The sequence below is a fragment of the Pseudomonas sp. B40(2017) genome, from assembly GCF_002112855.1.
In the GTDB taxonomy this organism is placed as follows: Bacteria; Pseudomonadota; Gammaproteobacteria; order Pseudomonadales; family Pseudomonadaceae; genus Aquipseudomonas; species Aquipseudomonas pharyngis.
Map to the genome: position 1 here is coordinate 408839 of NZ_NEIT01000004.1, position 26625 is coordinate 435463.

Below are 26625 nucleotides of genomic sequence, written 5' to 3' on the forward strand. Positions count from 1 at the left end.
ACATCGCAGAGCCAAAGCAAACCACTCACCCAGCCAACCTCAGTCGTCCCTCAAATCCTCACCCAATCTCAAGTCGCCACATTCAAATACTTGCCCACCGACGCGGTGCTTTCGAGCGAGTACTGCTTGCTCAGATTGGCAATCATCCGGTTCAGCGCTTCGGTGGTGGTTTGAGTATTGCTGGCGGTCTGTTCGTCATCCGGGCGCTCACGGCCAGCATGCAGCGCAGCTTTCAGTTCGTCGCTGCTGACGCCTGCGCTGCTGTCGCTGTCCAGCACCTTGAGCAGAGCGGCGGCGGTGTCGGTGTTGTTCGATGAGGTGCTGTCGCTGACCTGCAACGCGCTGTTCAGTTCGGTGGCGGTAACAGTGCCGTCGCCGTCTGCATCGAGTTGGCTGAAGAGTTCGTCGCTGGAGGCTTGCGGCGGTGGGGGTGGCGGTGGGGTGAGGCTGGCGGCGAGTTCGTCCTGGCTGACGACGCCGTCTTCGTTTTTGTCCAGGGCCGAGAAGATTTTGCTGCTGTCGGCGGTGCTGCCGGCGCTGGTCAGGCCGTTGCTCAGTTCGTCGCTGCTGATGGCGCCGTCGCCGTCGGCGTCCAGGGCGCTTATCAGGGCGTCGGCCAGTTCGGTGTTGGGGGCCTGGTCGCCTGGGGGCGGTGGCGGTGGGGCCATGGCGGCCATTTCTTCGGCGCTGAGGCTGCCGCTGGCGTCGCTGTCCAGATCGCCGAATTGTTTGCTCAGGCTGACCAGCAGGCCGTCGTTGGACTTTTGCGACAGGGCGCTGCCGAGTTCGTCCTGATCCACCGCGCCGTCGCCGTTGCTGTCGAGTTTGGCGAACAGTTCCTTTTGCAGTTGCTGGCTGCGGGCGTTCTGGGTGGAGGTGCTGCTGGTGCTGGTATAGCTCGTGTAGTTGCTGACGCTACCGATCATCGGGCTCGCTCCTTGGACTGGAAAACCGGTGGGTGTACCGGCTTATGCAGCCTTATGGTGCAAGGTGTCGTGGGTATGTGAGGTTTGTACCGGCCGGTACACAGTCGGGATCAGTGGCGAGGCAGTTGGATCACGGCGGTCAGGCCGCCGGCGGGGGTTTCTGCCAGGGTCAGTTGTCCGCCCTGGCGCTGCGCCGCTTCCCGGGCGATGGTCATGCCCAGGCCGACGCCGCCGGAGTTGCGGTTACGTGAGCCTTCGAGGCGGAAGAACGGCTCGAATACCGCTTCACGCTTGTCCGCCGCGATGCCCGGGCCGTGGTCGATGACGCGGATCAGCAGTTGTTCGCGTTGGTCTTGCAGTTCGATGTGCGCTTGGCCGGCGTAGCGCAGGGCGTTGTCCATCAGGTTGTTGATGCACGAGCGCAGTGCCATCGGTTGCACCTGCAACGGGGCGCAGTGGCCGCTGACCTGAACGTCGGCGCCTTGATCCTGGGCGTTTTCGCACAGTGATTCGACCAGCGCCTGCACGTCCATCAACTGCAAGGCCTCGCTGGTGCGCTGTTCGTGCAGGTAGGTGAGGGTGGCGTCGAGCATGCCGATCATGTCGTCCAGATCCTGGCGCATCTGGCCCTGCAGTTTGTCGTCGCTGATATTTTCCAGACGCAGTTTCAGTCGCGACAGCGGGGTGCGCAGGTCGTGGGAGACGGCGCCGAGCATCCGCGCGCGCTGCTGCACCTGTTCGCGGATGCGCTGCTGCATCAGGTTGAAGGTGTACGCAGCCTGCCGTGCTTCCCGCGGGCCGGTTTCGTCCAGCGGCGGGCTGTCGAGGTCTTCGCTCAGGCGCTCGGCCGCATCGCTCAGACGCTGGATCGGTCGGGTCAGCAGCTTGGCGCCGTACCAGGCGGCGATGATCAGCGAGATGAACTGGAAGGTTAGCGGCACGATCGGCCCGCCGAACCAGGGTCGCGGTGGACGGGGCGGGTAGCGTGGATCCTGAGCCGGCTGTTGGCCGTCGAGGTTTTGCGAGAACTCCGGCGGCGGTGGCGGGGGCGGTGGGCCGTAGAGGCGGAACCAGGCGAAGGCCAGCAGGTGCGCCAGGACGATCGCCACCAACAGCATGCCAAACAGGCGGCCGAACAGCGTGTCGAAGCGCGCCCGCATCAGCCGATGTCTCGTGCGTCGAACAGGTAGCCTTCACCGCGCACGGTCTTGATCAGTTGCGGGGCTTTCGGGTCGTCGCCGAGTTTTTGCCGCAGACGCGAGACCAGCAGGTCGATGCTACGGTCGAAGGCTTCGATCGAGCGGCCACGGGCGGCGTCCAGCAACTGTTCGCGGCTGAGCACCCGGCGCGGGCGTTCGATGAACACCCAGAGCAGGCGGAATTCAGCGTTGGACAGCGGCACCACCAGACCATCGTCAGCGATGAGCTGGCGCAGGACGCTGTTCAGGCGCCAGTTGTCGAAGCGAATGTTCGCACGCTGTTCGCTGCGGTCGTCGCGCACCCGACGCAGAATCGTCTGGATCCGCGCCACCAGTTCCCGGGGTTCGAACGGTTTGGCCATGTAGTCATCGGCACCCAGTTCCAGGCCGATGATCCGGTCGGTGGGTTCGCAGCGGGCGGTGAGCATCAGGATCGGGATGTCGGACTCTGCGCGCAGCCAGCGGCACAGCGACAGACCGTCCTCGCCGGGCAGCATCAGGTCGAGCACCACCACGTCGAAATGTTCGGCCTGCATCGCCTGGCGCATGGCCGCGCCGTCGGTGACGCCGCTGGCGTGAATGTTGAAGCGGGCCAGGTAGTCGATCATCAATTCACGGATCGGCACGTCATCGTCGACGATCAGCGCGCGGATGTTCCAGCGCTTGTCGTCTTTCTGTTCGTCGTTCACGGAGGCTTGGGAGTTGTGCATGAGGCTGTTCATCTGCCAGTAGGCCGCCAACCACAAAGATAGGCTGCGAGGTTGTGGTTTCAGCATAGGCGTCCGGCCGTGAGGCGGGAAGGGCTGCTGTAAGGACTTGTTGCGGCTGGCGAGGCTAGCGCGGGCGCATGTTGTCGGCGTGTCGGTTGTGTATCGGGTTCGACACAATACCCTGCAAGGCTATGCTGATCACGGTTGGCGCGACGATTTACCGATCATCGGGTGCCGCGCCGCCGCCGGTTCCGCTACAATGCGCGCCGATTTCGACTTGCCTGAGAGCCCATCCATGTCCGCCTGCCAGACTCCTATCATCGTCGCCCTGGATTTCCCTACCCGTGACGCCGCACTGAAGCTGGCTGACCAGTTGGACCCGAAGCTGTGCCGGGTCAAAGTGGGCAAGGAACTGTTCACCAGTTGCGCCGCGGAAATCGTCGGCACCCTGCGTGACAAGGGTTTTGAAGTATTCCTGGATCTTAAATTCCACGACATTCCCAACACCACGGCGATGGCGGTAAAAGCCGCGGCAGAGATGGGCGTGTGGATGGTCAACGTTCACTGCTCCGGCGGCCTGCGCATGATGGCGGCCTGCCGTGAAGAGCTGGACAAGCGCAGCGGTCCGCAGCCGTTGCTGATCGGCGTGACCGTGCTGACCAGCATGGAGCGTGAGGATCTGGCGGGTATCGGTCTGGACATCGAGCCGCAGGAGCAGGTGCTGCGTCTGGCGGCGCTGGCCGAAAAGGCCGGGATGGACGGTCTGGTGTGCTCGGCGCTGGAAGCCACTGCGCTGAAAACCGCGCATCCATCGCTGCAACTGGTGACCCCGGGGATTCGTCCGGCGGGCAGCGCCCAGGACGACCAGCGTCGCATCCTGACCCCGCGTCAGGCGCTGGATGCCGGTTCCGACTATCTGGTGATCGGCCGTCCGATCAGCCAGGCGGCGGATCCGGCCAAGGCACTGGTCTCGGTGGTTGCCGAACTGGCCTGAGCGAACAGCTGAAGAAACAATGAAGGGAGCCCGATGGCTCCCTTCATTGTTTTCAGACCTTCAACACCAGCTTGCCGAAGTTCTCGCCGCTGAACAGTTTGCCCAGGGTCTCGGGGAATGTTTCCAGGCCTTCAACGATGTCTTCCTTGCTCTTGAGCTGACCCTTGGCCATCCACCCGGCCATTTCCTGGGCGGCACTGGCGTACTGCGCGGCGTAATCCATCACCACGAAGCCTTCCATCCGCGCGCGGTTGACCAGCAGCGACAGGTAGTTGGCCGGGCCTTTGACCGCTTCCTTGTTGTTGTACTGGCTGATCGCGCCGCAGATCACCACGCGTGCTTTCAGGTTGATACGGCTGAGTACGGCGTCGAGGATGTCGCCGCCGACGTTGTCGAAATACACGTCCACGCCTTTCGGGCATTCGCGTTTGAGACCGGAGAGTACGTCTTCGCTCTTGTAGTCGATGGCGCCGTCGAAGCCCAGTTCATCGACCAGGAATTTGCACTTGTCCGCGCCGCCGGCGATGCCGATCACCCGGCAGCCTTTGATTTTGGCGATCTGACCGGCGATGCTGCCGACCGCGCCCGCGGCACCGGACAGCACCACGGTGTCCCCGGCCTTCGGCGCGCCGACATCGAGCAGGGCAAAGTAGGCGGTCATGCCGGTCATGCCCAGTGCGGACAGATAAACCGGCAGCGGTGCCAGTTTCGGGTCGACCTTGTAGAAACCTCTTGGCTCGCCGAGGAAATAATCCTGCACGCCAATGGCACCGTTGACGTAGTCGCCGACGGCAAACCCCGGATTGTTCGACGCGACGACTTTACCTACGCCCAACGCGCGCATGACTTCGCCCAGACCCACCGGCGGAATGTAGGACTTGCCTTCGTTCATCCAGCCGCGCATGGCCGGGTCGAGGGACAGGTATTCGTTCTTGACCAGAATCTGCCCTGCCGCCGGCTCGCCGACCGGTACTTCCTGATAGGTGAAGGTCTCGCGGGTGGCGGCGCCCACTGGGCGTTTGGCGAGCAGGAACTGGCGATTGGTCTGGTTGGTCATGACAGGCACTCGAATTGAATGAAGCCTTGTTGATAGACCTTCATGAGCGATGCCGCAAGGTTGGCTCACGGGGCGAATGCAGGCTGATCCAGTACGGTGATAGTGCAGGCCTGGGTTTCATCACTGCGATTCATGCAAGCCTAACCGGCCTTCTGATAGTGCTGACGTCACTCAGGCCCCTGTGGCTATGCTGCCTTCATCCATTCCCCCGCATTCGAGGACATAACAATGAGCATGACGTTTTCCGGTCAGGTAGCCGTCGTCACCGGCGCGGCCAACGGCATCGGCCGCGCGACGGCCCAGGCATTCGCCGCCGAAGGTCTGAAAGTGGTGGTGGCCGATCTGGATGCGGCCGGGGGCGAGGGCACCGTGGCGCTGATTCGTACAGCCGGTGGCGAAGCGACCTTCGTGCGCTGCAACGTGACCGTCGAAAGCGAAGTGAAAAATCTGATGGACGAGGTGATCAATACCTACGGCCGTCTCGACTACGCCTTCAACAATGCCGGGATCGAAATCGAGAAAGGCAAACTGGCCGAAGGCTCGATGGACGAGTTCGACGCGATCATGGGCGTCAACGTCAAGGGCGTCTGGCTGTGCATGAAGTATCAGCTGCCGTTGCTGCTGGCTCAGGGTGGCGGGGCGATCGTCAACACCGCGTCGGTGGCTGGATTGGGCGCCGCGCCGAAGATGAGTATCTACGCGGCTTCCAAACATGCGGTGATCGGTCTGACCAAGTCGGCTGCGATCGAATACGCCAAGAAGAAAATCCGCGTCAACGCCGTCTGCCCGGCGGTGATCGACACTGACATGTTCCGTCGCGCCTATGAAGCGGACCCGAAAAAAGGCGAGTTCGCCAACGCCATGCACCCGGTCGGCCGCATCGGTAAGGTCGAGGAAATTGCCAGTGCCGTTCTGTATCTGTGCAGCGACGGTGCGGCTTTTACCACCGGCCATTCGCTGGCCGTGGATGGCGGCGTGACCGCCTTCTAAAGTGGCGTCGACCGAGTCAATAAACGACCCGCCCACTGGCGGGTTTTTTTTCGCCTCGGGAGCGGTTCCGTTAGTCCGCTAAACAATGTGTTTCAAATGGTGAGAACGGAGCCTTTTGGCGGTTTTGTCGCACAGCCTCAAGGGCGTGGCTGTGATTTACTGCCGCCAGCAAAAACGGACAGGAGTTTGCGTGCTCATGGAATTGAGAATTGACCGACAGGCAATGGTGCCGGTCGTACAGCAGATTGTTGACGGGTTGACCGAGTGGATCATGCAGGGGCAGGTGCCGCCGACGACGCGTCTGCCCTCCGTGCGCGAGATCGCACGGTGCAATTTGCTCAGCCAGTCCTGCGTCATGGAGGCTTGCGAGCGGCTGGTGGCGCAAGGGGTTCTGGCCTCGCGTCAGGGCTCGGGATTCATGGTGGCGGCTTCGTCGCCCGATTGTTGCAAGGCGATCGATGGCTCCGGGTGTGAGGGGGAGCGCACCGGGGGCGATCCGGCCCTCCGATGGCGCGGCGGTTTGACGCTGGGGAGTGGCGTCCTGCCAGAGAGTTGGCGCGAGCCCGATGATCTCGGCTATGCGATCCGCGAGGTGACGCGCGCCGACATGGCCAGCCTGTTCAACTACAGCACGCCACTGGGGCTGCCGGCGTTGCGCGAACAGATTGTCAGGCGCCTGGGATTGCTGAATATCAAGGCTGCTGACGAGCAGGTGATGACTACCGCCGGCGCCAGCCACGCACTCGACCTGATCGTGCGGACCTTGTTCAAGGCCGGTGATTGCGTCGTGGTAGAAACCCCCGGTTATGCGCCGCTGTTCGATCTCCTGCGCTTGCATGGCGTGCGCATGCTGGAGGTTCGCCGCATGGCGGGCGGGCCGGATGTCGAGGCCCTCGAGGCGTTGCTGCAGCAGTTCCGACCCTCGGCGCTGTTCATCAACAGTCATCATCACAATCCCACGGGCAGTTGCCTGGTGCCGGCGGTCGCCCGACGCATCCTGCAGCTGAGCAGGATCTACGACCTGCGGCTGATAGAAGATGATGTCTATGCCGACCTGCACAACGGCAGCGGCACTCGCCTGGCGGCGCTGGATGACGAGGGGCGGGTCATTTACGTCGGCAGTTTTTCCAAGACCCTGAGCAGCTCGCTACGGGTGGGTTTCGTGCTGGCCGATGGCGAGCTGATCGAGCGGATGGCGCGGGTCAAGATGATAAGTTGCATGGGGACCCCAAGGTTCTGCGAGGCGGTGCTGGCGGGGATGCTTGCCAGTGGTGCCTATCGAAAACTGGTACAGCGTCAGCGTCAGCGGCTTTCCACTGATCGTGCGGCTGCTCTTCAGGCGCTGGAAGACGCTGACTGGGAGGTGTTCGGCAAACCCACGGGCGGCCTGTTCATCTGGGCACGTTCGCCAGTGGCCGATGAGGCGCGCCTGCGCAGGCATGCTCTGCGATGCGGTGTGCAGTTGTCCTGCGCAACGTCGTTCAGTCCCAGTGGCGAAGCCTGCGACTGGCAGCGGATCAACGTGGCTTACGCCTGCGATCCCCGGGCACGGCAGTTTTTTCGCGATACAGCCATGGATCGACCTCGAACGTTCTGAAAACGACGCGTGCGTAGCTTTTTGCCATTATTCCGACGCCAGAGACTTGTGCTGGTTCAAGGCCGTTGCGAATCTTCGACAACAGACTATGGCAGGGGACTACGCGCAATGATTTCGGCCGTGCAAGGACGTTTTGCCAACCTCGGTATGGCAAAAAAACTGGGTATCGGGTTTGTGCTGGTGTTGTTGCTGACTGCACTGGTGGCGGCGATTGGCGTCTGGTCCCTGCAAACCATCAGCCAGCGCTTCGATGGCCTCAAGCAGATGTCATCGCTCAACAGTGGCCTGCTCAAGGTGCGGCTGCTGGAGCAGGACTACGCCTTGCATGGCAACCCGAAAACCGTCGAGGCCTTGCACGAAGGTGTCGACGGTCTGGTCGCCATGGCCGACCAACTCAAGATTTTGTCGCCGGGCAATGAGTCGGTCATGAACGACGTCCAACAGTCATTGGGCGCTTACCGCAAGGCGTTCGATGAATTCGTCTCGTTGTCCCAGGCCAAGGATCTGGCGCTGGAGATGGCCAGTTGGTCGGTGTCCAGCGTCGCCAACAATCTCGATGTGTTGCAGGCCGGTCTGGCCGACGACGGCGCGTACACTCTGAAAGACAGCGAGGGCAAGGACGGGGCGCAATTCATCGAGCAGGCCGGCCAGGTCAGTCAGGTCTCACGCTTGATGCTGCAGGCGATGAACGAGGCGCGGGTACGCCTGGATCAAAGCCGCAAGGGTGATGACAGCGCAGGTCAGGGCAATATCGAGCAGGCTGCGCAAGCCCAGGCGCAAGCCGAGCAGCTTAAGTCCACGGTCAAGGACGAAGGCTATCTGACGGTGCTCAATGAAGTGTCCGGGCACATTGCGGGTTTCAGCGACAAGCTGGCCGAGTACACCGGGTTGCTGGCCCAGGAAAAGACTGTCTATCAACAGCTGCACCAACGGGCCGACGAAGTCGTGGCGCGGGTCCAACAGGCCTATGTTGCGCAAGACGGCGCCATGCAGAGCGAACTGAAAAAAAATTCGGTGCTGATCATCGGCTCATCGGCGTTGGCATTGCTGGTCGGGCTGATTGCGGCGTGGGTGATTACCCGGTTGATCGTTGCACCGTTGCGCAGCGTGATTCACGTGGCGCAACAGATTGCGGCCGGTGATTTGAGTGGAACGATCGAGGTATCGCGCCGTGATGAAATCGGTCAATTGATGCTGGCCATGCAGCAGATGGGCGCGGGCTTGAGCACGATTGTCAGCGGGTTGCAGGCGGGTATCGAACAGTTGGCCAGTTCGGCGCAATCGCTGTCGGCGGTGACCGAGCAGACCAACCTTGAGGTCAGCAGCCAGAAAGAGGAAACCGAACAGGTGGCGACGGCGATGAACCAGATGACCGCCACCGTTCATGATGTGGCGCGCAACGCCGAAGAAGCGGCGCTCGCAGCGCAGACCGCTGATGGCAAGGTCGAAAGCGGTCAGCAGGTGGTGCGTCAGAGCATGGCGCGGATCGAGCAACTGGCGGACTCGGCGACGTCGGCCAGTTCGAGCATCGAAAGCCTCAGTGCGGAAATCCAGAACATCGGCACGGTGCTGGAAGTGATCAAGAGTGTCGCCGAGCAGACCAATCTGCTGGCGCTCAACGCGGCGATCGAAGCGGCGAGGGCGGGCGAGCAGGGCAGGGGCTTTGCGGTGGTCGCCGATGAGGTGCGGGCGCTGGCCCGGCGCACGCAGCAGTCGACCGAGGAAATCGAGCGGCTGGTCAGTGCCTTGCGTTCGGCGGCGCATTCGTCGGTGCAGCAGATTCAGAGCAGTGGCGAACTGGTGAAACTGGCGGTGAGCGATGCGTTGCAGACCGAGAGTGCGCTGGGGAGTATTGCGGCGGCGGTTTCGTTGATTCAGCAGATGAACCAGCAGATTGCGGCGGCGGCCGAGGAGCAGAGTTCGGTGGCCGAGGAGATCAATCGCAGTGTGACGAGTATTCGGGCGAGTGCGGATCAGTCTTCGATTGCCATGCGCGGGAATGCGGCTTCGAGTGTTGAGCTGGCGCAGTTGGGGAGTGAGCTTCGGGGGATGGTGGGGCATTTCCGGCTTTGACCCTGGCGGCCTTTGGGCCGACCAGGTTGTTGGTTGTTTGGGGTGAATATCCGTTGCTTCGGGTGCTGCCGCTGGCGGTTTCGCCCTTACGGCGAGTCCCTTTTTCAGACGCCAAAAAGGAACCAAAAGGCTGGGCCCCTGCGTTCGGCACCTCGCTGTGGCTCGGTGTTCCTTCGTTCCGGGATTCATCCGGGGGCATCGCCTACGGTTTGCTTCGCTGCACCTCCTCTCGATGCATGCGGCTGCGCCGCACGGTCGCTGCGCTCCCACCCCCGGATAAATCCCTCCACTCAGCCTTCCGAAGGGGCCGGTACGTCAAAAGCGGTACTCGAGCTAACGCTCATCGTTTTGAGTGGTGGGAAGCCGAAGCCAAAGCAGAAGCAAGAGTAGAAGAGGCAGAAGGTGCAGAAGGTGCGGCAGTGTGAGTTGAGTTGCATGTGTTTCAAAAACCGAGTGCGACTCGGTTTTTCACGTCGGCGTACCTCCCCCAAGCAATGCGGTCAGTCCCCTCTCCCCCCGGGAGAGGGTTAGGGTGAGGGCGCTTTTGATTTTGATCTTTCCCGCGGGCAATAAAAAAGCCACCTCCCGGTGGCTTCTCTCTCCGACTGCACTCAGTCGTAAATCACTTTCTTCTTCCAGTCCGCATCAGCCTCGACATCTTTGAGGCCGGCAGTCAGTTGGTTTTCTTCGCCTTCGACCGGGGCGATCTTGTCCATGACCTGGGCGTTGGCGCGGGCCAGGAGTTTTTCCAGGTATTGGAGTTGTTCGGCGTAGATTTGCGGGTCCTGCTGTTTGCGCAGGTATTGCACGCCGCGTTCGAAGGCGAGGCGGGCCTGGCCTGGCTGGTTTTGCTGGAGGGCGTGTTGGCCGAGGTTGTTGAAGAACTCGATGTGCAGCAGCACGAGGATGTGGCGTACTTCGCGGATCCAGTGTTTGGCTTCGTTCGGTGGCAGGAAGCCGTCCTGGGCGGCGCGGGTGATTTGGCCGTGGAGGGCTTCGAGGAGGAAGCGGACGTCTTTGGCCTTGGCTTCGGTCTGGATCGGTGCCGGCGGGTTGTTGACCGGGATCGATTCGCCCTGGGCGACCAGGGCGCTGAGTTCTGTGATGCGAGCCTTGGTGGTGGCGCTGGTCTTTTCCAGGTTCAGCAGGCGCTGGCAGACGTTCAGCTCGAGGCGAGTCAGCAGCAGTTTGAGGGCCGGGGTCATGAACTGGCCGGGGAAGGTTTCGGTCAGTTCGCCGCAACGGCGCAGGCGGTCGTTGAGTTCGACCTTGGTGCGGGCCTTCTCCAGTTTGGTGTTTTCCACCACATGGTTCATGTAGCCAATGGCGATCAAGATTGCGATGCCGGCTATGACTAGCAGGGTGATCATGAGTGGTGTCACCGGTAAGACCTCTTTATAGGGTTCGCGTGCGAGTGTAGTGGCTTGGCATACAGGAGCCTAGCGCCGCTCGACGGGTTTGGATCGGCGAAGCTGAATCTGTATCGGCCAGGAACCGGCTTATATAAATGCTGGCCCTTGGGGTGCAGATTGCCATCACCTGTGCCGTGGACTATAACGCCTTGGCGAGTGTCGGAATATAGGCGTCAATCGTCGGGCGACGCAAAAGCCGGAAACGGTGCGTAAAGCAGGTCGAAGTCATTGATTTAAATAAATTTATATCTGGGGGTTGACGACCTTTCAATCCATCCATAGAATGCGCGCCACTTGCAGCGTAAAGCACACAGCGAAACGCGGCAGGGAGTGAATGTTGTAGTGTGTCCCCTTCGTCTAGTGGCCTAGGACACCGCCCTTTCACGGCGGTAACAGGGGTTCGAGTCCCCTAGGGGACGCCAATGCGGGAATAGCTCAGTTGGTAGAGCACGACCTTGCCAAGGTCGGGGTCGCGAGTTCGAGTCTCGTTTCCCGCTCCAATTTTAAACAGCAACGCTTCAGGGCGGTGCTGAGTGAAACCAGAGCCAACTCTTCGGAGGCGGATCTGGACACCGAAACACACACCATGTGTTCCGGGTAGCGTGTCCCCTTCGTCTAGTGGCCTAGGACACCGCCCTTTCACGGCGGTAACAGGGGTTCGAGTCCCCTAGGGGACGCCATTTGCGGGAATAGCTCAGTTGGTAGAGCACGACCTTGCCAAGGTCGGGGTCGCGAGTTCGAGTCTCGTTTCCCGCTCCAAATTCAAAAAGCGCCGCTTTGCAAAGAGCGGCGTTTTTATTAGTGAAAGTTGTAGCCTGTGTCCCCTTCGTCTAGTGGCCTAGGACACCGCCCTTTCACGGCGGTAACAGGGGTTCGAGTCCCCTAGGGGACGCCATTGCGGGAATAGCTCAGTTGGTAGAGCACGACCTTGCCAAGGTCGGGGTCGCGAGTTCGAGTCTCGTTTCCCGCTCCAAATTCACAAAAACGCCGCTCAGTGATGAGCGGCGTTTTTGTTTGTGCTGTTTTTGTCAGGCAATAGAAAAGGACCTCACGGTCCTTTTTTGTGGGCCCGCCAATGTGGCGAGCCCGGTACGTGATCAGAGCTTCGGCAACTGCCCGATGCGTCCCATCATTTCGGTGACGATCTGCAGGTCCAGCAGGAACTGGTCAACGGTCTTGAATTCGCCATCGGTGTGACCGGTGTACTTGACCTCAGGTCGCGCCAGGCCGAATTGCACGCCGTTCGGCAGTTCATGCACCGAGGTGGCGCCGGCCGAAGTGCCGAATTCGTGTTTCATGCCCAGGTTTTCGGTGGCCACGGCCAGCAGCGCCTTGACCCACTCACCTTCTGGGTTGCGGTACATCGGTTCGGCGATCGAATAGTCGAAGTTGACCGCGACATGGGTCTTCTTGCTCCAGGCCGCCAGTTTGTCGGCGATTTCGCGCTTGAGCACTTCCGGCGACTTGCCCTTCGGCACGCGCAGGTTGACCGCGAGTTTGAAGGTTTTGTCGTCCATGCCGACGTAGGTCGGGGACGTGGTCAGCGGGCCCATGAAATCATCGGCGAAACCGACGCCCAACTTGCCACCCTTGTAATCCAGGCCCCAGTTGTCGGCGGCGTAGTGGGCAGCGTCGGTGATGTGGTTGTGCTTGAAGGCGATCTTGCCGTCCACGCTGTGGATGAAGTCGAGCATGCGCGCGACCGGATTAACGCCGGATTCTGGCTCGGACGAGTGCGCGGAAACACCGGTCACGGTGAGTTTGACGTCTTTGCCATCGACCTTGGCGTTCACTTCGAAATCGCCGCCATTGCGCTTGGCGTATTCAGTGCCGGCCTTTTGCAGGCTGGCCGCAAGCTCGGCGGGTTTGTCTGTCACCAGCGTGACGACCGAAACCGATGGAATCTGGTTGGTCGCCAGGCCGCCGGTCATCGAGGCGATTTCCGCGCCTTTACCCTCGGCCTTGCGCTTGGCGAACTTGGCCATGACGGTGCCGTAGCCTTTTTCCGCAATCACTACGGGATAGCCGCCATCCAGTGCCAGGTTGTACTCGGGCGTCGGGTTGCGTTCGAAGTAGTAGGGAATCGCGTCACCGGTAGTTTCTTCGGTGGTGTCCACCAGCAGTTTGAAATTGCGTGCCAGCGGCAGCTTCTCTTCCTTGATCACCTTCATGGCGTACAGCGTCACAACGATGCCGTTCTTGTCGTCCTCGGTGCCGCGGCCGTACATGCGGTCGCCGATCAGCGTGACCTTGAACGGGTCGAGTTTGGTGCCGTCCTTCAGCACCCAGTTTTCCGGCGTTACCGGCACCACGTCGGCGTGAGCATGAATGCCGACGACGTCCTTGCCGCTGCCGTCGAGGGAGATTTCGTAGACGCGGTTGTCGACGTTGCGATACTTCAGGCCGAAAGACTCAGCCAGATCCTTGATCTTGTCGGCGATCTTGATGAATTCGGGGTTGTCATGCTGATCGACGCCATCCTTGCGGAAGGTCGGGATTTCCACCAGTTCGCGCAGGGTTTCCAGCGCAGCTTTGCCGTACTTCACGCGGGTGTAGAGACCGAGCAGGCGATGGATTTCGTTTTGCTGTTCGGCGGTCAGCGTCTCGTTGTCGAGGAAGGCGCTGATGGCAGGGCGCAGATCGTCGGTCTTGCTCAGGTCGTTCTTGGCCAGATCACCGAGAAATGCTCTGAAGTCACTGATCTTTGCCTCATTGAAGGTCTTGAGAATGGTCGCGCTCTGCTGCTCGGTAAGGTTGGCTTGGGCTGGCAGCGTGACGGACGAAAGGCTGGCCAGAATCAGCGTCGACGCGGCCAGTTGCTTGAGTGAAAAATCCATTGCTAAGGGCATTCCTTTGCAGGCGGTGAGAAGGAGTTGTCTGACCGATGCGTCAGACGGTCTCGCAAACTACCACCACACGAGCGTGCCCGGGAGCCCCCGAAGTGGGACGCGTCGCACAGAAACGCAAAAGCGGCGCAGAATCGAAAAAGCCCGTCCAATCTGTCTGGATCGGGCTTCTCCGCTCAGCATGCTTACATCGACAGCACCAGACGCCCGGCAAACAGGATCAGAATCACCCCCATGCTGCGCTCGAACCAGTGGCCCATGCGCATGAACAGCACGCGCACTTTGCTGCTGGAAAAGAACAGCGCGACGATCACGAACCACAACGCATTCACCCCGCACATCCACAACCCGTACAGGGCCTGGATTTGCAGCGGCGTGCTGGCGCTGATGATCGTGGTGAAGATCGCCAGGAAAAACAGTGTGGCCTTGGGGTTGGTGGCGTTGGTCAGGAAACCGGTGGAAAACGCCTTGAACAGCGATTGCTCGACCAGTGGTTCGTCGCTGGTCTTTTCGCCTTCCATTGTCGTCTTGGGTTTGCTGCGGATCAGGCTGACGCCCAGATAAAGAATGTAAGCACCGCCGACCACTTTGGCGACGGTCAGCAACCACGGCGTGGTGTGCATCAAGGCGCCGACGCCCAGCAGGGTGTACAGCACGTGCACGGAAATCCCCGCGCCGATGCCCAGTGCCGTGCAGATGCCGACCAAACGACCGAAACGCACACTCTGGCGGATGGTCACGGCGAAGTCCGGGCCGGGTGCGACCACGGCCAGAAAGTGGATGGTGGCCAGCGCCAGAAACTCGCCCAGATAATTCGATGTCATTTCAGCTCCAGAAAGTCAGGGGTGAGGCATTGCCGCGATAGCCGACAAAAAACGAAAGGCTCAAGCGCGGATCGGCCACGCCCGGCGTTACCGAGTGCATGCGACGCGAATTGAACATGATGAAATCCCCCGGTTCCGGGCGAACTTCGAGGGCGGGCGGGCCGAGCAGTGCCGGGTCGATGCCGTAGCTGTCGCCGCGCATTTCGTCGAAGCGGTCCGGGGAAATGTCGTCTTCCCACATCTGCAACGCGCCGCCTTCGGTCGGCATGTTGAGGTAGACGTTGCAGGCAAACTGCGCCTCCAGGCTGCGGGCCTGAAAACTGTCCGGGGCGTCCTTGGCGAAGATGTCGTGGTGGGCCAGGAAGCACACGCCCGGTTTCACCACGCGGGACAGGCCGACGTACATCTTGCGACCGTAGAGGTTTTCCAGGTGGGCACCCGCCGGCCAGGATTCGTCGAGCATGCAGCGCAAGGTATCGACCGGCGACGAGTAGGGTGCGCAACGGTTACGTAGTTCGGCGATGTTGCTGGTGGCGCGCTCGAAATAATCTTCGATCAGCAGCGGCTGGTTTTCCGCCTCGTAGAACGCCATGCCGATGCGGCCGATGCTCGGCGCATTGATGTAGCCCTCGAAGCCGGGGGCGAGGATCTTGTCGCCAATCTGGATTGCCTGCGCCTGGGGCAGAAAGCCTTTGAAGCGGATGGCGAGGACTTCTTCGTTGGCCAGTTTTTTTATGCACGTCTCATCGAGACGCTCGACGTCAAGCATCATGGTTTCAGGTCCATCTATCGAATAGTCAACGGAACCGGCGAACGCGGTTCCCCCGGCGTCGGACGCTGCATCTGGCAGCGTCCGAAATCCTCAATCCACGTTGTAGTGGACGGACAACGTGCCTTTCTTCTGCGAAAGGGACGCGATCGTGACTGTGCCCAAATCCTTCAGGCTGCGTACATGGGTGCCACCGCAGCCATAGGCTGGCAGTTCACCGAAACCGATTTCCCGCGCGCCTTCGCGCAGGGAAGTCAGGCGTGGCAGGTCGTGTTCGATCCATTGCTCGATGCCGTATTGAACGGTTTGCGCATCGACTTCCTGGGCCGAATCTCCGGGTTTGAATTGAACCCGGCCCTCGTCCGGCCAGTGGTGCGCCTTGATCGGCATCCAGCCCATGGCCTGGACGAAGTGGCCGATCAAATGTCCGGCAGAGTGCATGCGGGTGTTGAAGCGGCGGCGTTTTTCGTCGACGCGAATCTGGGTCATGCCCAGTGGCACCGGCTGATCGACAAAATGAATGATCCGGTCCGGTTCCTGGACGACGCGCAGAACCTTGCTTTCGCCAATCCAACCGGTATCGCAGGGTTGGCCACCGCCCTGGGGATGGAAAAGCGTAGCGCGCAACACAACGGCGAATTCGTTCTCGTGGGGCGTGCAGTCGAGGACTTCCACATTGGCCTTGAGGTCATCACTATGGAAAAAGAGGCGAAGCGTCATATTCCATGCCCTTATTAAAGTTTCTTTTTTAATTATATGAATCGTGCAATAACGTGATAATCCGTTCAAACATCAAAGGACTGTTGCGCTGTGAGCATAAATCTTCCCCTGCCGCTGCTTGGTGAGATGGCGATTTTCGTCAAGGTCGTCGAGACCGGCAGTTTCTCCGAAGCCGCTCGCCAGTTGGGCTCATCGCCCTCGGCAGTCAGTCGCAGTATTTCCCGGCTGGAGAAAGCGCTGGCCACGCGGCTGCTGCAACGCACCACGCGCAAACTGCGCTTGAGCGATGGCGGGGAAGAGGTGTTCAAGCGCTGCCAGGAAATGGTCAGCGCCGCCAAGTCGGTGATGGAGATCAGCGGCCAGTTCACCCACGAAGCCGAAGGTCTGGTGCGGGTCAGCGTGCCGAAAGCGGTGGGGCGCTTCGTGATTCACCCGCACATGCCGGAGTTTCTGCGGCGCTACCCGAAGGTCGATGTGGAGTTGTTGCTGGAAGACCGCCAGGTTGATCTGATCGATGACCATGTCGACCTGGCTATTCGCATCACGGATCGTCCACCGGCCGGACTGGTCGGCCGACAACTGCTGACCATCGACCATTTGCTCTGCGCCACACCGCAATACCTGGCCGAACACGGGACGCCGACCCATCCCCACGACTTGCTCAATCACAGTTGCATTTACCTGGGCGAAACCCCGAGCGATGCGCGCTGGAAATTCAAGAAAGGCACGAAAGCCGTCACCGTCGGCGTGCGCGGCCGGTATGCCGCCAATCACACCGGCGTGCGTCTGGGCGCCGTGTTGCAACACATCGGTATTGGCAGCCTGCCGTATTTCACCGCCCGTTATGCGCTGGAGCAGGGGCTGATCGTGCAGGTGCTGCCGGACTGGACATTCCTGGCGTCGTACCACGGCGGATTGTGGTTGCTGCACTCGCCGACGCGCTATCTGCCGCCGAAGCTGCGGGTGTTCATCGACTATCTGGTGGAGTGCCTGGAGAAAGAGCCGACCCTGAGCAAGCCGGGGAAGTCTGGCGGTTCAAAACCGTTGGCCGAGTACGAATTGCCCGAGAGCGAAGGGTTGCTCTGACCCCATGAAAAAGGCCCGCATGGATCACCATGCGGGCCTTTTCATTACCGGGGAAAATCAGTGCTTGCTGTCCTGGGCGGACATCGCCAGCAGCTGTTTTTCCTGGTTCCAGTCGAACGGTTCGTCGTTCTGTTCGGCTTCGTAGCGGCGTTCTTCCAGCGCCTGATACATGTCGATTTCTTCGTCGGACAGGTAATGCAGGCAGTCGCCGGCGAAGAACCACAGCAGATCCCGCGGGATCAGGTGGGCAATTTGCGGGTAACGGGTAATCACTTGAGTCAGGATGTCCTGGCCCAGGTATTGGCTTTCGATTGGCTCGATCGGCAGTGACGCCAGCAGTTCGTCGAAACGCTCCAGGAACAGGGCATGGCTTTCTTCGGGAACCTGATCGGCCTCACCTACGGCGACCAGGATACTGCGCAGATGGTCGAGCAAAACCAGATGATCGGCAACGACGTTGGACACGAGATAAGTCCTCAAGAGCAAAACGGGCGCGGGAGTATAAAGCGCCCGCGCCCGTTTTTCACTGATTGAAGGGATCAGCGGATTTTGCCTTCCGCGGGTTTGAGTTGCTCCTTGTCGAAATCATCGACATCGATCACCTTGCGCCGCGCCGCTTCGGCATCACGCAGGGTCTGGGCTTCCACGGCCTGCAACACGCCGGCTTCCAGCGCCGCATCGATGGCGTGTTCGCCGGCAACCGGTTTGACCTGACCGCTCTTGAGCGACGAGTGCAGTTTCTTGTGCAGCGGTTGCGCCGCGTTCAGTTGATCGCAGGCGTGCTGCAGCGCACCGACGGCATCATCGACCGATTGCGGGCGATAGCAGCCGGCAAGCAGTTCTTCCAGCGCCGGATCGCCCTTGGCCCGGCCGATGACTGCAGCCACCTCGGCACCGAGTTTGTCCGAAGGCCCTTTGTGACGGCGGCCGAACGGGAACACGATCACGCGCAACAGGCAGCCAAAGACTCGGTTCGGGAAGTTGGTCAGCAGTTCATCCAGCGCCTTTTCCGACTGGCCGAGGCTTTCTTCCATGGCCCATCGGAACAGCGGTTCCATGTACGCCGGGGAATCGAGGTCGTGATAGCGCTTGAGCGCCGCCGACGCCAGATACAGGTTGCTCAGCACATCGCCCAATCGTGCTGACAAACGCTCGCGGCGTTTCAGTTCGCCACCCAGCAACATCATGCTCAGGTCGGCGAGCATGGCAAATGCGGCAGCCTGACGGTTGAGGGCGCGGAAATAACCCTGGCTGAGCTTGTCTCCCGGCGCATGTTCGAAATGGCCGAAGCCAAGGTTCAACACCAGGGTGCTGGCGGCGTTGCTCACGGCAAAGCCGATGTGCTTGAGCAGCAGGCCATCGAATTCCTTGAGTGCCTGATCCTTGTCCTCGCGTCCGGCGAGGGCCATTTCCTTGAGCACGAACGGATGGCAGCGGATGGCGCCCTGGCCGAAGATCATCAGGTTGCGCGAAAGAATGTTCGCGCCTTCCACGGTGATGAAGATCGGCGCGCCGTTCCAGCTGCGACCCAGGTAGTTGTTCGGGCCCATGATGATCGCCTTGCCGCCGTGTACGTCCATGGCGTGGCTGATGCACTCGCGACCGCGTTCGGTGAGGTGGTACTTGAGGATCGCCGACAGCACGGAAGGCTTCTCGCCCAGGTCCACCGCGTTGGCGGTCAGCATCCGTGCGGCGTCCATCATCCAGGCGTTGCCGCCGATCCGCGCCATGGCTTCCTGAATGCCTTCGAACGCTGACAGCGGCACGTTGAACTGCTCGCGAATCTGCGCGTATTGCCCGGTCACCAGACTGGTGAACTTGGCCGCGCCGGTACCTACTGCCGGCAGCGAGATCGAACGCCCGACCGACAGGCAGTTCATCAGCATCATCCAGCCTTTGCCGAGCATGTCCTGGCCGCCGATGAGGAAGTCCAGCGGGATGAATACGTCCTTGCCGGAGTTCGGGCCGTTCATGAACGCAGCGCCCAGCGGCAGGTGGCGACGACCGATTTCCACGCCGGGGGTGTCGGTCGGGATCAGCGCCAGGCTGATGCCCAGGTCTTCCTTGTCGCCGAGCAGGTGATCCGGGTCATAGGCCTTGAAGGCCAGGCCGAGCAAGGTCGCGACCGGGCCGAGTGTGATGTAGCGTTTTTCCCAGTTCAGGCGCAGGCCGAGGGTTTCCTGACCTTCCCATTCGCCCTTGCAGATGATCCCGGTGTCGGGCATGGCGCCGGCGTCGGAACCGGCGAGCGGGCCGGTCAGCGCAAAGCACGGAATGTCGTCGCCCCGGGCCAGCCGTGGCAGGTAATGATTGCGTTGTTCGTCGGTGCCGTAATGCAGCAGCAGTTCGGCCGGACCGAGGGAGTTGGGCACCATCACGGTGGAGGCAAGATCGCCGCTGCGGGTTGCCAGTTTCATCGCCACCTGGGAGTGGGCGTAGGCGGAGAAACCCTTGCCGCCGAATTCCTTGGGAATGATCAGGGCGAAGAAACCGTGTTCCTTGATGTGAGTCCAGGCTTCGGCCGGCAAGTCCATCGACTGGCCGATCTGCCAGTCGGTGACCATCGCGCAGAGCTCTTCGGTCGGGCCGTCGATGAACGCCTGTTCCTCTTCGCTCAATTGAACCTTGGGATAGGACAGCAGCTTGTCCCAGTCCGGACGGCCGCTGAACAGTTCGCCGTCCCACCACACCGTGCCGGCGTCGATCGCGTCGCGTTCGGTCTGCGACATCGGTGGCAGGGTTTTCTGGAACCAGCTGAACAGCGGCGCGGTGAAGTGTTTGCGGCGCAGGTCAGGCAACAGCAACGGGGCGGCCACCAGGGCCAGCACCACCCAGAAAATCAGCAGCAACCAGCCCGGTGCGTGGCTGAAAATTCCCATCGCCAACAGGTAAGCGGCAACGATGCCCAGCGCCGGCAGCGGGGCGATGCGCCGGTGGGCCAGATACGCCACGCCGACGATCAGAACCAGTATCCACAACAACAGCATATTTAATCCTCCGTGAACCAGCGCGAACCGACCCTCCAGAGCTTAGACGGCATCTGCAAAACGGGGCGGTCAGAGCAAGGTGATTGAAATCGTGGGAAACCCCGGATGTCTTTTGTAGGTTCGGTGGGCAACACGCGTGGGAAATCGTTCGCCGCTTCCGCGTCTTTGCGTGCATGTTTGGCCGAAACGTCGTTATCTCTGTGCTGAACCTCTCGCTAGACTCGGGGCTCAATCAGGAGAATGTCGTCATGCACGAGTATCTGAGCCCCGGCCGCTTCATCGATAGTGACCACCCCTCGGTGGTGGAGTTCGCCGAGCAGCACCGTGGTGCCAGTCGCGATCCACTCGCGCAGGCGATCAGTCTTTATTACGCCGTGCGCGAGGCGGTGCGTTACAACATGTACACCTTCAGCCGCGACCCGCAGACCTTGCGCGGCAGCTATGCGCTGGCGGCGGGTGAGAGTTATTGCGTGCCCAAGGCCACGTTGCTCGCCGGTTGCGCGCGCCATTGCGGGATCCCCGCACGCATCGGTCTGGCGGATGTGAAAAATCATCTGTCGACGCCGCGTCTGCTTGAACTGCTGAGAAGCGAAGTGTTCGCCATGCATGGTTATACCGAGCTGTTTCTCAATGATCGCTGGGTGAAAGCCACGCCCGCGTTCAACCAGAAGCTCTGCGAAATGTTCAACGTTGCGCCGCTGGAATTCGACGGCATGAACGACAGCGTTTTTCACCCGTACAACAGCGATGGCGCGCTGCTGATGGAGTACCTGGTCGATCACGGCCAGTTCGCCGATGTACCGGAATCTTTTTTCTTCGAACATCTGCAGAAATGTTATCCGCACCTGTTCAACGATCAGCAGAAGCCACTGTCCAGTGACATGCGCGGTGATGTCGGCAGCCTCTGATCCGGCGTATGCTGCCTGCCCATTTACTGGAAAAGAGGCGGTCATGCTGAAGATCTGGGGTCGCAAGAATTCGTCGAATGTCAGAAAGCCGTTGTGGGCTGCCGAAGAGCTCGGACTGGCCTACGAGGCCATCGATGCCGGTGGCGCGTTTGGTGTGGTCGACACGCCGGAGTACCGGGCGATGAACCCGAACGGGCGGGTGCCGGTGATTCAGGACGATGGTTTTGTCTTGTGGGAATCGAATGCCATCGTGCGTTACCTGCTGGCAAAACATGCGGCCGATACCTCGTGGTACCCGGCGGATCCGCAGACCCGCGCCACCGCTGACAAGTGGATGGACTGGACGACTTCCAGTTTTGCCGGACCGTTTCGCACGGTGTTCTGGGGCGTTCTGCGTACCCCGGCAGACAAGCAGGACTGGCCGGCCATCCACGCGGCGATCAAGGAATGTGACGGCTTGCTGGCGATGGCCGATCAGGCACTGAAGCACCAGCCGTATCTGTCCGGGAGTGAAATCGGCATGGGCGATATCCCGCTCGGCAGTTTCATTTATGCCTGGTTCGAGATGCCGATCGAGCGCGCGCCACAGCCGAATCTTGAAGCCTGGTACGCGCGGTTGAAGCAGCGTCCGGCGTATCAGAAAGCTGTCATGACCGCGTTGACTTAATACCTACTATCGACACACTTGACTGTACTTGTGCGGCGACGGCAAGCACCATTGCGCTCGAGCGCTGCGGTTGTCTTCCCCGCCGCCGGCCTTTTATCAGTCCTTTTTTCCTTACTGGGTGCGTAAATCCGATATGAGTTCCGCTCTGTCCATCCGGCAGCTAACCAAAACCTACGGCAACGGGTTCCAGGCCTTGAGTGGTATCGATCTGGACGTCGCCGAAGGTGACTTCTTCGCCTTGCTCGGCCCCAACGGCGCCGGCAAATCCACGACGATCGGCATCCTCTCGACCCTGGTCAACAAGACCAGCGGCACCGTGAATATCTTCGGCCACGACCTGGACAAGAACCCGGCGGCGCTCAAGCGCTCGATCGGCGTGGTGCCCCAGGAGTTCAACTTCAACCAGTTCGAAAAGACGTTCGACATCGTCGTGACCCAGGCCGGTTACTACGGCATTCCGGCGAAGGTCGCCAAGGAACGCGCCGAGCAGTACCTGACCCAGCTCGGCCTTTGGGACAAGCGCGATGTGCCGTCGCGTTCGCTGTCCGGCGGCATGAAGCGGCGTCTGATGATCGCCCGTGCGCTGGTGCATGAACCGCGTCTGCTGATCCTCGACGAACCGACTGCCGGCGTCGACATCGAACTGCGTCGTTCGATGTGGACGTTCCTCACCGAACTGAACCAGAAAGGCATCACCATCATCCTCACCACCCACTACCTGGAAGAGGCTGAGCAGTTGTGCCGCAACATCGGCATCATCGACCACGGCACCATCGTCGAGAACACCAGCATGCGTCAGCTGCTCGGCCAGCTGCATGTCGAAACCTTCCTGCTCGACCTGAAGAGCGATCTGGCGGTTGCGCCGCAACTGGTCGGCTATCCCGCCCGGCTGGTAGACGCACATACACTGGAAGTCCAGGTCGACAAGTCCATGGGTATCACTGCGCTGTTCGGCCAGCTGGCCTTGCAGAACATCGAAGTGCTGAGCCTGCGCAATAAAACCAATCGCCTCGAGGAGCTGTTCGTGTCCCTGGTGGAGAAAAATCTGTCGAAGGTGGCGGTATGAGTTCCGAGCTGCGCCCCAACCTCGTTGCCCTCAATACCATCGTTTATCGCGAGGTCAGACGCTTCACCCGGATCTGGCCGCAGACTTTGCTGCCGCCGGCGATCACCATGGTTCTGTACTTCGTGATCTTCGGTAACCTGATCGGTCGGCAGATCGGCGACATGGGCGGTTTCACCTACATGGAGTACATCGTGCCGGGGCTGATCATGATGTCGGTGATCACCAACTCTTACGGCAACGTGGTGTCGAGCTTCTTCGGCAGCAAGTTCCAGCGCTCCATCGAAGAGTTGATGGTGTCGCCGGTTTCACCGCATACGATCCTGATCGGCTACACCCTTGGCGGCGTACTGCGTGGCTTGATGGTGGGCGTCATCGTGACGATTCTGTCGTTGTTCTTTACCAGTCTGCAGGTGCATCACCTGGGCGTGACCGTTCTGGTGGTGGTGCTGACGGCGACGATCTTCTCGCTGCTGGGCTTCATCAACGCGGTGTTTGCGCGCAACTTCGATGACATCTCGATCATCCCGACCTTCGTGCTGACCCCGTTGACCTACCTTGGCGGTGTGTTCTATTCGATCACCTTGCTGCCGCCGTTCTGGCAGACCGTGTCGCTGGCCAACCCGGTGCTGCACATGGTCAACGCCTTCCGTTACGGCATCCTCGGTGTGTCGGACATCCGCATCGGTATCGCGATCACTTTCATGCTGGTGGCGACCGTGGCGCTGTATTTCGGTTGCGCACGGCTGCTGGTGAGCGGGCGCGGAATGCGTACCTGATTTCTTCAATGCTGAATGCAAAACGGCCTCCCACAGTGGAGGCCGTTTTGCATTCAGCGCATGCGACTTTTCTTGCGCCGCGCCCATTGCCGGGCCACCCACCAGCGCCAGTACAGCATCACCAGACAGTAGGCGAGGGCGCCCAGTGCCAGCCCGACCACCACCGAACCCAGCAGGAACGGTTGCCACAGGGTCGAAAGCTCGCCGCTGATCCATTCCCAGGTCAATTCGTCTGGAAGTGTGCGGGCGGGAACATCCATCAGCCAGGCCCCGGCCTGATAGGTGCAGAAGAACACCGCCGGCATGGTGATCGGATTGGTCAGCCAGACCAGGCTGACGGCAATCGGCATGTTGCCGCGCACCATGATCGCAAGGACGGCGGCCACCAGCATTTGTGCGGGAATCGGCAGAAACGCGGCGAACAGACCAACGGCCATGGCGCGGGCCACCGAGTGCCGGTTGAGGTGCCAGAGGTTCGGGTCATGCAGCAGCGTGCCGAGAAAGCGTAAGGATTTGTGTTCCCTGATGCTCGTCGGATCGGGCATGTAACGTTTGAATAAGCGCCGGGGCATAAGGCTTCTCGGTCGGTTAAGGCGGCAAGTATGTCTGGATTCTACGAACCGCCCATTCAGACTTTGTGACAATTGATAACGACGCCCGTGCCCCGCAACCGCTATGCCTGAAGGTGGGACTCTCAAGGACGGGCTTATGCGCACAGGGATGATGGCGCTGGCGGTCGGTCTGCTGGCTGCGGTTTTTTTACCGGCCTTGCCGCCGGTCGGGTTATTGCTGGTGTTGCCGTGGGTGGCGCTGATGCTGCTGCCGTTTCGCACCTATCCACTGGCGTTTTTACTGCTTGGATTCGCATGGGCGGGATTCAGCGCGCAACTGGCGTTGAATGATCGACTGCCGTCCCGGCTGGATGGCGAAACGCGCTGGGTGGAAGGGCGGGTCGTCGGCTTGCCGCAGGACGCCGAGGGCGTCGTGCGGTTTGAGCTGGCCGATGCGCGCTCGCGTCACGAGAAGCTGCCATCGCTGATGCGTCTGGCCTGGTACGCCGGGCCCGGAGTCAAAAGTGGCGAACGCTGGCGATTGGCGGTCAAGCTCAAGCGTCCCGGTGGCCTGCTCAATCCGGATGCGTTCGATTACGAGGCCTGGCTGCTGGCGCAACGCATCGGTGCTACCGGGACGGTGAAGGATGGCCAGCGTCTGGCGCCAGCGCAGTGGGCCTGGCGTGACAGTATTCGCCAGCGCCTGCTTGCAGTGGATGCCCAGGGGCGTAACGGCGCCTTGGCCGCGTTGGTGCTCGGCGATGGTTCCGGCCTCAGTCGCGAAGACTGGCAGATCTTGCAGGACACCGGCACCGTGCATCTGCTGGTGATTTCCGGCCAGCACATCGGGCTGTTGGCAGCGTTGATGTACGCGCTGGTCGCCGGGTTGGCCCGATTCGGATTTTGGCCGCTGCGTTGGCCCTGGCTGCCCTGGGCGTGCGGTCTGGCATTCGCGGCGGCGCTGGGTTACGGCTTGCTGGCCGGATTCGATGTACCGGTGCGGCGGGCCTGCGTGATGGTTGCGCTGGTGCTGCTGTGGCGTTTGCGCTTCCGCCACCTCGGTGCATGGTGGCCATTGCTGCTGGCCTTCAATGGCGTGTTGTTGATGGATCCGCTGGCCAGCTTGCGTCCGGGATTGTGGCTGTCGTTCGTGGCCGTGGCCGTGTTGATCTTCACCTTCGGTGGCCGTTTGGGACCGTGGCGCTGGTGGCAGACCTGGACACGCGCGCAGTGGCTGATCGCAATCGGATTGTGCCCGGTGCTGCTGGCGTTGAGTCTGCCGATCAGTCTCAGCGGGCCGCTGGCCAATCTGCTGGCGGTGCCGTGGGTCAGTTTTGCGGTGCTGCCGCCGGCGTTGCTCGGGACTTTGTTGCTGCCAATTCCTTATGTCGGTGAAGGGCTGCTGTGGCTGGCCGGTGAACTGATCGATGGATTGTTCCGGGCACTGGCCCTGATTGCCGGGCGCTGGCCGGCGTGGGTTGCAGAATCGATGCCGGGCTGGATCGTGGCGCTGGGTTGCATCGGTGCAGTGCTGTTATTGCTGCCCCGAGGCGTTCCTTTGCGCCCGCTGGGCTGGCCATTGCTGCTGGTGCTGGCATTCCCGCCGCGGGAACGACTGGACGAAGGTATCGCCGATGTCTGGCAACTCGACGTCGGCCAAGGGCTGGCGATTCTGATCCGCACGCGCCATCACGCCTTGCTGTACGACAGCGGCCCGCGCTTCGGCGATTTCGATGTCGGCGAGCGGGTGGTGTTGCCAGCCCTGCACAAGTTGGGCGTCGAGCGACTCGACCTGATGCTGCTCAGCCATGCCGATGCCGATCACGCGGGTGGCGCACTCGCCGTAGCGAAAGGATTGCCGGTCAGCCGGGTCATCAGCGGCGATCCGCAGGGATTGGCCGAAGCGCTGAACGCCGAAGCCTGTGAAAGCGGTCGGCAATGGCAGTGGGACGGCGTTGCCTTTCATCTATGGCAATGGGCAGAAGCCCATGACAGCAACCAGCGTTCCTGCGTGTTGCAGATCGAAGCCAACGGCGAGCGGCTGCTGCTGACCGGTGACATCGACACCAATGCCGAGCGGGATTTGCTCAACAGCGCGCTGGCGGTTCCGACCCAGTGGCTGCAAGCCCCGCACCATGGCAGCCGCAGTTCCTCATCGATGGCCTTGCTCAAGGTTTTGCAGCCCCAGGCCGTGCTGATTTCCCGGGGGCAGGGCAACTCGTTCGGCCATCCGCACCCGACGGTCATTGCCCGTTACCGCAAGCAGGGAATACACATCCACGACAGCGCCGAGCAGGGCGCCATTCATCTGCAACTGGGGCGGTTTCAGCCGGCCCGGTCGATGCGTCAACAACGCAGGTTCTGGCGCGACCCGCCGTTGCCGGGGACGGAGTACCGTTGAGCACGGTCGTCGGGGCGACGGGTCTTTATCGCGAACCGGTATGGTAAAGTGGCGCACTTTTTCGAG

Annotated in this window: 22 protein-coding genes, 6 tRNA genes and 1 pseudogene; 17 read left to right on the forward strand and 12 right to left on the reverse strand. The window is 61.1% G+C overall.

Features of this window, described 5'->3' with window-relative positions:
- Nucleotides 1-68: 68 nt before the first annotated feature.
- From xopAW to CAF76_RS12625, 3 genes are all read right to left on the reverse strand, one after another.
- Entirely contained in the window at nucleotides 69-926 is an 858-nt protein-coding gene (gene xopAW / locus CAF76_RS12615; RefSeq protein ID WP_085695475.1) for a XopAW family type III secretion system calcium-binding effector, read from the reverse strand.
- 110 nt (nucleotides 927-1036) lie between these two features.
- Nucleotides 1037-2086, reverse strand: coding sequence for a cell wall metabolism sensor histidine kinase WalK (locus tag CAF76_RS12620; RefSeq protein WP_085647412.1), 1050 nt, complete (start codon nucleotides 2084-2086; stop codon nucleotides 1037-1039).
- On the reverse strand, nucleotides 2086-2835 hold the full coding sequence (locus tag CAF76_RS12625) for a response regulator (RefSeq protein WP_064600917.1): 750 nt from the start codon (nucleotides 2833-2835) through the stop codon (nucleotides 2086-2088). The genes CAF76_RS12620 and CAF76_RS12625 overlap by 1 nt, the downstream gene beginning before the upstream one ends.
- A gap of 295 nt (nucleotides 2836-3130) precedes the next feature.
- On the opposite strand from CAF76_RS12625, the gene pyrF reads away from it, so the two are divergent.
- Nucleotides 3131-3829 carry an orotidine-5'-phosphate decarboxylase gene (pyrF, locus tag CAF76_RS12630; protein ID WP_178076173.1) on the forward strand — a complete coding sequence of 233 codons (699 nt, stop codon included), beginning with the start codon at nucleotides 3131-3133 and terminating at the stop codon, nucleotides 3827-3829.
- A 52-nt stretch (nucleotides 3830-3881) separates the two neighbouring features.
- Here the strand turns inward: pyrF and CAF76_RS12635 are convergent, their stop codons facing one another.
- The gene (locus tag CAF76_RS12635; protein ID WP_085647416.1) at nucleotides 3882-4886 is read right to left on the reverse strand and encodes an NADP-dependent oxidoreductase; all 1005 of its coding nucleotides are present in this window, start codon (nucleotides 4884-4886) and stop codon (nucleotides 3882-3884) included.
- Nucleotides 4887-5114: 228 nt separating this feature from the next.
- On the opposite strand from CAF76_RS12635, the gene CAF76_RS12640 reads away from it, so the two are divergent.
- The 4 genes and pseudogenes from CAF76_RS12640 (at nucleotide 5115) to CAF76_RS29055 (ending at nucleotide 9546) form a co-directional block, all read left to right on the forward strand.
- The gene (locus CAF76_RS12640) at nucleotides 5115-5876 is read left to right on the forward strand and encodes an SDR family oxidoreductase (RefSeq protein ID WP_007917441.1); all 762 of its coding nucleotides are present in this window, start codon (nucleotides 5115-5117) and stop codon (nucleotides 5874-5876) included.
- Between the two features lie 196 nt (nucleotides 5877-6072).
- Nucleotides 6073-7473: a PLP-dependent aminotransferase family protein gene (locus tag CAF76_RS12645; protein ID WP_085647418.1), complete on the forward strand. Its 1401-nt coding sequence runs from the start codon at nucleotides 6073-6075 to the stop codon at nucleotides 7471-7473.
- Between the two features lie 147 nt (nucleotides 7474-7620).
- Nucleotides 7621-8685, forward strand: a pseudogene (locus CAF76_RS29050) (HAMP domain-containing protein); the annotation flags it as partial.
- Nucleotides 8683-9546 (forward strand): methyl-accepting chemotaxis protein, encoded by an 864-nt coding sequence (locus CAF76_RS29055; RefSeq protein WP_371855248.1) that lies wholly within the window; start codon nucleotides 8683-8685, stop codon nucleotides 9544-9546. The pseudogene CAF76_RS29050 and the gene CAF76_RS29055, both read left to right, overlap by 3 nt.
- Before the next feature lie 611 nt (nucleotides 9547-10157).
- On the opposite strand, the gene CAF76_RS12655 is transcribed toward CAF76_RS29055, so the two are convergent.
- Nucleotides 10158-10916, reverse strand: a complete 759-nt coding sequence (locus tag CAF76_RS12655; protein ID WP_011335462.1) for a hypothetical protein — start codon at nucleotides 10914-10916, stop codon at nucleotides 10158-10160.
- A 388-nt stretch (nucleotides 10917-11304) separates the two neighbouring features.
- Between CAF76_RS12655 and CAF76_RS12660 the strand changes: the two genes are divergently transcribed.
- From CAF76_RS12660 to CAF76_RS12685, 6 genes are all read left to right on the forward strand, one after another.
- Nucleotides 11305-11380 (forward strand) — tRNA-Glu (locus CAF76_RS12660).
- Between the two features lie 2 nt (nucleotides 11381-11382).
- Nucleotides 11383-11458, forward strand: a tRNA-Gly gene (locus CAF76_RS12665).
- 104 nt (nucleotides 11459-11562) lie between these two features.
- Nucleotides 11563-11638 (forward strand) — tRNA-Glu (locus CAF76_RS12670).
- A gap of 3 nt (nucleotides 11639-11641) precedes the next feature.
- Nucleotides 11642-11717: transfer RNA gene (locus tag CAF76_RS12675), tRNA-Gly, on the forward strand.
- Between the two features lie 60 nt (nucleotides 11718-11777).
- Nucleotides 11778-11853: transfer RNA gene (locus tag CAF76_RS12680), tRNA-Glu, on the forward strand.
- Nucleotides 11854-11855: 2 nt separating this feature from the next.
- A tRNA-Gly gene (locus CAF76_RS12685) sits at nucleotides 11856-11931 on the forward strand.
- Nucleotides 11932-12055: 124 nt separating this feature from the next.
- Here CAF76_RS12685 and CAF76_RS12690 read toward each other — a convergent pair.
- From CAF76_RS12690 to CAF76_RS12705, 4 genes are all read right to left on the reverse strand, one after another.
- Entirely contained in the window at nucleotides 12056-13795 is a 1740-nt protein-coding gene (locus CAF76_RS12690; RefSeq protein WP_085647420.1) for a dipeptidase, read from the reverse strand.
- 194 nt (nucleotides 13796-13989) lie between these two features.
- Nucleotides 13990-14628: a LysE family translocator gene (locus CAF76_RS12695; protein ID WP_011335460.1), complete on the reverse strand. Its 639-nt coding sequence runs from the start codon at nucleotides 14626-14628 to the stop codon at nucleotides 13990-13992.
- Between the two features lies 1 nt (nucleotide 14629).
- Nucleotides 14630-15400: a 2OG-Fe(II) oxygenase gene (locus CAF76_RS12700; protein ID WP_064598593.1), complete on the reverse strand. Its 771-nt coding sequence runs from the start codon at nucleotides 15398-15400 to the stop codon at nucleotides 14630-14632.
- A gap of 90 nt (nucleotides 15401-15490) precedes the next feature.
- Nucleotides 15491-16117, reverse strand: coding sequence for a hypothetical protein (locus CAF76_RS12705; protein WP_085647422.1), 627 nt, complete (start codon nucleotides 16115-16117; stop codon nucleotides 15491-15493).
- 90 nt (nucleotides 16118-16207) lie between these two features.
- Here CAF76_RS12705 and CAF76_RS12710 point away from each other — a divergent pair, with 90 nt between their 5' ends.
- Complete coding sequence (locus CAF76_RS12710) at nucleotides 16208-17203, forward strand: LysR family transcriptional regulator (RefSeq protein ID WP_064598590.1); 996 nt, start codon at nucleotides 16208-16210, stop codon at nucleotides 17201-17203.
- Nucleotides 17204-17260: 57 nt separating this feature from the next.
- Here CAF76_RS12710 and CAF76_RS12715 read toward each other — a convergent pair whose 3' ends face one another.
- Together CAF76_RS12715 and CAF76_RS12720 are read right to left on the reverse strand one after the other, a co-directional pair.
- Nucleotides 17261-17668 (reverse strand): PA2817 family protein, encoded by a 408-nt coding sequence (locus tag CAF76_RS12715; RefSeq protein WP_007950758.1) that lies wholly within the window; start codon nucleotides 17666-17668, stop codon nucleotides 17261-17263.
- Between the two features lie 74 nt (nucleotides 17669-17742).
- Nucleotides 17743-20190: an acyl-CoA dehydrogenase gene (locus tag CAF76_RS12720; protein ID WP_085647424.1), complete on the reverse strand. Its 2448-nt coding sequence runs from the start codon at nucleotides 20188-20190 to the stop codon at nucleotides 17743-17745.
- A gap of 248 nt (nucleotides 20191-20438) precedes the next feature.
- On the opposite strand from CAF76_RS12720, the gene CAF76_RS12725 reads away from it, so the two are divergent.
- The 4 genes from CAF76_RS12725 to CAF76_RS12740 all read left to right on the forward strand — a co-directional run bounded on the left by CAF76_RS12725 (nucleotide 20439) and on the right by CAF76_RS12740 (nucleotide 23607).
- Nucleotides 20439-21098, forward strand: a complete 660-nt coding sequence (locus CAF76_RS12725) for a transglutaminase family protein (protein WP_064598586.1) — start codon at nucleotides 20439-20441, stop codon at nucleotides 21096-21098.
- Between the two features lie 43 nt (nucleotides 21099-21141).
- Complete coding sequence (locus CAF76_RS12730; RefSeq protein ID WP_085647426.1) at nucleotides 21142-21765, forward strand: glutathione S-transferase family protein; 624 nt, start codon at nucleotides 21142-21144, stop codon at nucleotides 21763-21765.
- A gap of 133 nt (nucleotides 21766-21898) precedes the next feature.
- Complete coding sequence (locus CAF76_RS12735) at nucleotides 21899-22831, forward strand: ABC transporter ATP-binding protein (protein WP_039770736.1); 933 nt, start codon at nucleotides 21899-21901, stop codon at nucleotides 22829-22831.
- Nucleotides 22828-23607, forward strand: coding sequence for an ABC transporter permease (locus tag CAF76_RS12740; protein ID WP_085612112.1), 780 nt, complete (start codon nucleotides 22828-22830; stop codon nucleotides 23605-23607). The genes CAF76_RS12735 and CAF76_RS12740 overlap by 4 nt, the downstream gene beginning before the upstream one ends.
- A 53-nt stretch (nucleotides 23608-23660) precedes the next feature.
- On the opposite strand, the gene CAF76_RS12745 is transcribed toward CAF76_RS12740, so the two are convergent.
- Nucleotides 23661-24179: a DUF2062 domain-containing protein gene (locus tag CAF76_RS12745; protein ID WP_085647428.1), complete on the reverse strand. Its 519-nt coding sequence runs from the start codon at nucleotides 24177-24179 to the stop codon at nucleotides 23661-23663.
- A gap of 136 nt (nucleotides 24180-24315) precedes the next feature.
- Here CAF76_RS12745 and CAF76_RS12750 point away from each other — a divergent pair, with 136 nt between their 5' ends.
- Nucleotides 24316-26559, forward strand: coding sequence for a DNA internalization-related competence protein ComEC/Rec2 (locus tag CAF76_RS12750; RefSeq protein WP_085647430.1), 2244 nt, complete (start codon nucleotides 24316-24318; stop codon nucleotides 26557-26559).
- Nucleotides 26560-26625 lie beyond the last annotated feature (66 nt).

Bases quoted from the DNA above. Each gene is read 5' to 3' on its own strand.
- CAF76_RS29055 (WP_371855248.1), top strand. From the start codon at position 8,683: ATGGGCGCGGGCTTGAGCACGATTGTCAGCGGGTTGCAGGCGGGTATC.
- CAF76_RS12735 (WP_039770736.1), top strand. From the start codon at position 21,899: ATGAGTTCCGCTCTGTCCATCCGGCAGCTAACCAAAACCTACGGCAAC.
- CAF76_RS12655 (WP_011335462.1), bottom strand. From the start codon at position 10,916: ATGATCACCCTGCTAGTCATAGCCGGCATCGCAATCTTGATCGCCATT.
- CAF76_RS12690 (WP_085647420.1), bottom strand. From the start codon at position 13,795: ATGGATTTTTCACTCAAGCAACTGGCCGCGTCGACGCTGATTCTGGCC.
- xopAW (WP_085695475.1), bottom strand. From the start codon at position 926: ATGATCGGTAGCGTCAGCAACTACACGAGCTATACCAGCACCAGCAGC.
- CAF76_RS12745 (WP_085647428.1), bottom strand. From the start codon at position 24,179: ATGCCCCGGCGCTTATTCAAACGTTACATGCCCGATCCGACGAGCATC.
- CAF76_RS12645 (WP_085647418.1), top strand. From the start codon at position 6,073: ATGGAATTGAGAATTGACCGACAGGCAATGGTGCCGGTCGTACAGCAG.
- CAF76_RS12625 (WP_064600917.1), bottom strand. From the start codon at position 2,835: ATGCACAACTCCCAAGCCTCCGTGAACGACGAACAGAAAGACGACAAG.
- CAF76_RS12695 (WP_011335460.1), bottom strand. From the start codon at position 14,628: ATGACATCGAATTATCTGGGCGAGTTTCTGGCGCTGGCCACCATCCAC.
- CAF76_RS12640 (WP_007917441.1), top strand. From the start codon at position 5,115: ATGAGCATGACGTTTTCCGGTCAGGTAGCCGTCGTCACCGGCGCGGCC.
- CAF76_RS12725 (WP_064598586.1), top strand. From the start codon at position 20,439: ATGCACGAGTATCTGAGCCCCGGCCGCTTCATCGATAGTGACCACCCC.
- CAF76_RS12705 (WP_085647422.1), bottom strand. From the start codon at position 16,117: ATGACGCTTCGCCTCTTTTTCCATAGTGATGACCTCAAGGCCAATGTG.
- pyrF (WP_178076173.1), top strand. From the start codon at position 3,131: ATGTCCGCCTGCCAGACTCCTATCATCGTCGCCCTGGATTTCCCTACC.
- CAF76_RS12740 (WP_085612112.1), top strand. From the start codon at position 22,828: ATGAGTTCCGAGCTGCGCCCCAACCTCGTTGCCCTCAATACCATCGTT.
- CAF76_RS12620 (WP_085647412.1), bottom strand. From the start codon at position 2,086: ATGCGGGCGCGCTTCGACACGCTGTTCGGCCGCCTGTTTGGCATGCTG.
- CAF76_RS12730 (WP_085647426.1), top strand. From the start codon at position 21,142: ATGCTGAAGATCTGGGGTCGCAAGAATTCGTCGAATGTCAGAAAGCCG.
- CAF76_RS12720 (WP_085647424.1), bottom strand. From the start codon at position 20,190: ATGCTGTTGTTGTGGATACTGGTTCTGATCGTCGGCGTGGCGTATCTG.
- CAF76_RS12700 (WP_064598593.1), bottom strand. From the start codon at position 15,400: ATGATGCTTGACGTCGAGCGTCTCGATGAGACGTGCATAAAAAAACTG.
- CAF76_RS12750 (WP_085647430.1), top strand. From the start codon at position 24,316: ATGCGCACAGGGATGATGGCGCTGGCGGTCGGTCTGCTGGCTGCGGTT.
- CAF76_RS12635 (WP_085647416.1), bottom strand. From the start codon at position 4,886: ATGACCAACCAGACCAATCGCCAGTTCCTGCTCGCCAAACGCCCAGTG.